Source organism: Sulfuricurvum sp. (assembly GCF_019163035.1).
GTDB lineage: Bacteria > Campylobacterota > Campylobacteria > Campylobacterales > Sulfurimonadaceae > Sulfuricurvum.
Window position 1 is genome coordinate 1502 of sequence record NZ_JAFLKV010000099.1, and the last position, 3807, is coordinate 5308.

At 39.0% G+C, this 3807-nt stretch carries 5 protein-coding genes; 4 read left to right on the forward strand and 1 reads right to left on the reverse strand.

Annotated elements, in window-relative coordinates; genetic code table 11:
- Positions 1-70: 70 nt before the first annotated feature.
- From yihA to mrdA, 4 genes are all read left to right on the forward strand, one after another.
- Positions 71-682: a ribosome biogenesis GTP-binding protein YihA/YsxC gene (gene yihA / locus JZU62_RS07270; RefSeq protein ID WP_295013345.1), complete on the forward strand. Its 612-nt coding sequence runs from the start codon at positions 71-73 to the stop codon at positions 680-682.
- Positions 679-1140: an N-acetyltransferase gene (locus JZU62_RS07275; RefSeq protein ID WP_295013347.1), complete on the forward strand. Its 462-nt coding sequence runs from the start codon at positions 679-681 to the stop codon at positions 1138-1140. Before yihA ends, JZU62_RS07275 begins: the two co-directional genes overlap by 4 nt.
- A gap of 131 nt (positions 1141-1271) precedes the next feature.
- A complete protein-coding gene (locus JZU62_RS07280) occupies positions 1272-1562 on the forward strand; it encodes a hypothetical protein (RefSeq protein WP_295013349.1) in 291 nt (96 codons plus the stop codon).
- A complete protein-coding gene (gene mrdA, locus JZU62_RS07285) occupies positions 1559-3364 on the forward strand; it encodes a penicillin-binding protein 2 (protein WP_295013351.1) in 1806 nt (601 codons plus the stop codon). The genes JZU62_RS07280 and mrdA overlap by 4 nt, the downstream gene beginning before the upstream one ends.
- On the opposite strand, the gene ybeY is transcribed toward mrdA, so the two are convergent.
- Entirely contained in the window at positions 3365-3787 is a 423-nt protein-coding gene (ybeY, locus tag JZU62_RS07290) for an rRNA maturation RNase YbeY (protein ID WP_295013353.1), read from the reverse strand.
- Positions 3788-3807 lie beyond the last annotated feature (20 nt).

Genomic DNA, 3807 nt, shown 5'->3' on the forward strand with positions numbered 1-3807 from the left:
CTAATAATGAGCCTGTCATTATGACATTTACCCTCCAAGATAAAAAATCAAAAGAAAAAAGTCCTGCGAAATGATTGAAATTATAGATTCCTCGTTTCTAACCTCGGCACCTAATATACGGTTAACACCTGAAAATGAATACCAAAATGAAGTGGCGTTTATGGCTCGCTCGAATACAGGCAAAAGCTCATTACTTAACACCCTCACCAAGCGTAAATCATTGGCTAAAGTCTCTGCAACACCGGGAAAAACACGCTTAATAAACTATTTTGATGTTCTCTTTGCTGATCGCAAAACCAATGAGCGACTGAGTGCTAAATTTGTCGATTTACCGGGGTTTGGTTATGCGAAGGTAGCAAAATCATTAAAAACCGATTGGGAGAGCAACCTCACTGATTTTATTTCACAACGGAAACAAATCCGTATTTTTGTCCATCTCATCGATTGTCGTCATCCCGATTTAGAGATTGACCGTTCCGTTGATGCTTACTTAAACGATATCTGTACACCGGATCAGGATATAGTGACTATTTTCACCAAGATCGACAAACTGAACCAAAAAGAGCTCTCAGAACTCAAAAAACGGTTCCCTGGAGCGATTATGGTCTCCAACTCGAAACGTCGCGGTGTAGACGCAATCGTTGAGTATCTTTATCGTCTATTGAAAAGTGACGAAGTATGAATATCACCTATAAAAAACCGACGTTACACGATATTAGTGCTATGCAACTGCTCGTAGAACCGGAGATAGAGAGCGGTGTTATATTGCCTCGTAGCAACGATGAAATCGCTACTAATATACGTTCGTATTTTTTAGCGATGGATGGGGAAATACTGGTTGGATTTGTTGCTTTGCATATCCACTCCCCAGCTTTAGCGGAACTCCGATCTATGATTATCGATACGGAGTATCGTGGACATAATATCGGAAGTACTTTGGTTGAAAATGCGTGTGAAGAGGGACGACGTTTAGGTTTAAAAGAGGTTTTAGCGTTGACCTATCAACAACGCTTTTTTGAACGTTTGGGATTTGTAGAAATTCCCAAAGAGTCTATCCCTGAACATAAAATTTGGGCTGATTGTATTAAATGTAAACACTTTCCCGTATGCAACGAAGTTTCTCTTATCAAAACCTTATAAGTCGACTTTTTTTAGTCGTTCTTTTTATCGGGTACATTAGCTTAAGCAGTATCTATTTACTTATGCCTCCTTTGTTGGCGGTTTTATTCTTTTCATACCATAATGCATTAAGTAGACATGATCTTTTTACCTTGGTAACTATTATTGCTATGATGTTGGTCTTTGAGGCTGAAAAAGGGTTTTGGTTTGGAAGTACTATCCTCTTTTTTACGGTATTATCACGTTTTTTACTCCCAAAAATAGAGCAAATGATCCGATGTAAAATTTGTATGGCAGCAATTTTTGTTGGGCTTTCATATCCAGTGTATTGGGCATTTATATGGTTTTTTAATCAACTTATGCTCTTGAGTGTACCTATTTTGGACTGGCATATTTTACTCTACATGATTATTGAATTTTTAGTTATTGCGGTATTGATATGAAAATTAAAATATTACTGACACTTTTTATTATCGTTTGGATTGGTTTGATTGTACGCGTTTTTCACCTTTCTATCCAATTTAACGAGTATTATGAAACACTATCGGAAAACAACAGTATTAAATCAGAGCTCTCAGCTCCGGTACGCGGAGAGATACTCGATCGAAATAATGAACCTATAGCGATTAACGAACTCGGATTTAAAATAGCGTTTTCTCCCCATTTGACAAAGGGAAAAGATAGAACGTTGCTCGATAAAGAGATTCAGTATTTACTCTCTATGATACCGTCATTGGACGGTGCAAAAATCGCCAAGACGTATATACAAGAAGACTCGTACTACAACCATTCTTTTATTGATGTTGTAGATTTCATCCCGCATGAAACGATTATTCCTCTATATTCTATCATGAACTTACGAGGAACCATTAAAATTTCACCCTCACCAAAACGACTTTATCCTTACGGACTTGTGGGAGCCCATCTGATAGGATATGTGGCGAAAGCAAACCAAAAAGAGATTGATGCAGACCCATCATTACAACTTTTAGGTCATGTCGGTAAAAACGGTATTGAAAAATATTACAACAAATACTTGCAAGGGGTTGCAGGTGAGCGTCGGATTAAAGTTAATGCCCATAATGTCGAAATCGAAGAGATAGGGCGGAGTGCGACACAGGAAAACCATAATTTGGTGTTGAATATCGATATGAGACTTCAAAATTTTATTACACAAGCTTTTGAAAAACGGGTCGGTGCTATTATTGTTATGGATATTCATGGTGCAATATACGCGGCAGGAAGCTATCCTGAATATGATCTTAATCATTTTGTGTCGGGAATCAGTTCTGAGGACTGGAAGGCGCTTATGATGAGTGTCGATTCACCCTTTACTAACAAAATGATTAATGGTCTTTATCCACCCGGTTCTACCATCAAAAATAATATGGGATTGCTCTATATAACTTCAGGTATATGGAATGAAGACACAACCATCATGAGTACCGGATCAATGCGTTTAGGGAATCGTGTCTTTCGTGACTGGAAAAAAACTGGACACGGTGCAACTAACATTAGCAAAGCAATTGTAGAGAGTTGTGATGATTATTTTTATCAAGGTTCAATTCAAGTCGGTATTGATCGAATGAGTAATGGTATCATGAGAATGGGCTTTGGTAAAAAAACGGGTATTGATTTGCCTAATGAATTTATTGGAACTGTTCCAGGGCGTGCATGGAAGCGCGAAAAGTTCCATAAAGCATGGTATCAGGGTGAAACACTAAACACAGCGATCGGACAAGGTGATTTACTGGTTACTCCAATGCAAATCGCTTCACAGACGGCACTTATGGCAACAGGAAAGCTTCCTGTTCCTCATATTGCTAAAAAAATCGGAGATAATCCTTATATGCCGGCTGCATTAGATGTATTGACTCCTAAGGAAAAAAGCAAACTCCCTATTATCCAAAATGCGATGCGTGGTGTATGTAATGAACCTGGCGGGACAGCAAAAGCATACCTTTCTACCCGTTTTCCTATTGCAGGGAAAACAGGGACAGCGCAAACAACGGGAATTAGTCAGAGTGTTAAAAATCGTCTTAATGAAAAAGATATGGAGTACTTGAAACGATCTCATGCATGGTTTACCACCTATGGACCTGCTGATAATCCACAATTTATTGTTACGGTCATGGTTGAGCACGGAGGTCACGGTGGGGAAGCAACGGGCGGAATGGTATCTGCTATTTACAATAAGCTTGATGATTTAGGATATATTAAAAAAGCTCCGTCACAGGATCAATAACTACTCTTCTGATGCTCTTACTATAAGACTCTTAGGTAGATTAAATTTTTCGATCAGCTCGACCTCTTTTTGACGCATCTCACCATTATCAACTTCGTGATCAAACCCTTTTAGATGAAGAAGCCCGTGAATAAAAAGGAGGGCAATTTCATCATCGTTGCTGTGACCCAACTCTTGCGCTACACTCGCAACTTTATCGACACTGATTACCATACTTCCTATCGGTGCCCCTGGGAATGGATCACTCGGAAAGCTGAGAACATCGGTGGCTTTGTCGATGCCACGAAACTCACGATTTATTTCGGTTATTTCAGTATTATCGGTTAGGATTAGCTCAATCTCCTGATCGGTTAAGGTATCAGCGATTTGTTCCAGCAACAAAAAATTATAGGTTTTATCGGTTCGGTTATCAAGTTCTATCATGGCGGTATTGTAACATAAGC

Bases quoted from the DNA above. Each gene is read 5' to 3' on its own strand.
- JZU62_RS07275 (WP_295013347.1), top strand. From the start codon at position 679: ATGAATATCACCTATAAAAAACCGACGTTACACGATATTAGTGCTATG.
- mrdA (WP_295013351.1), top strand. From the start codon at position 1,559: ATGAAAATTAAAATATTACTGACACTTTTTATTATCGTTTGGATTGGT.
- ybeY (WP_295013353.1), bottom strand. From the start codon at position 3,787: ATGATAGAACTTGATAACCGAACCGATAAAACCTATAATTTTTTGTTG.
- yihA (WP_295013345.1), top strand. From the start codon at position 71: ATGATTGAAATTATAGATTCCTCGTTTCTAACCTCGGCACCTAATATA.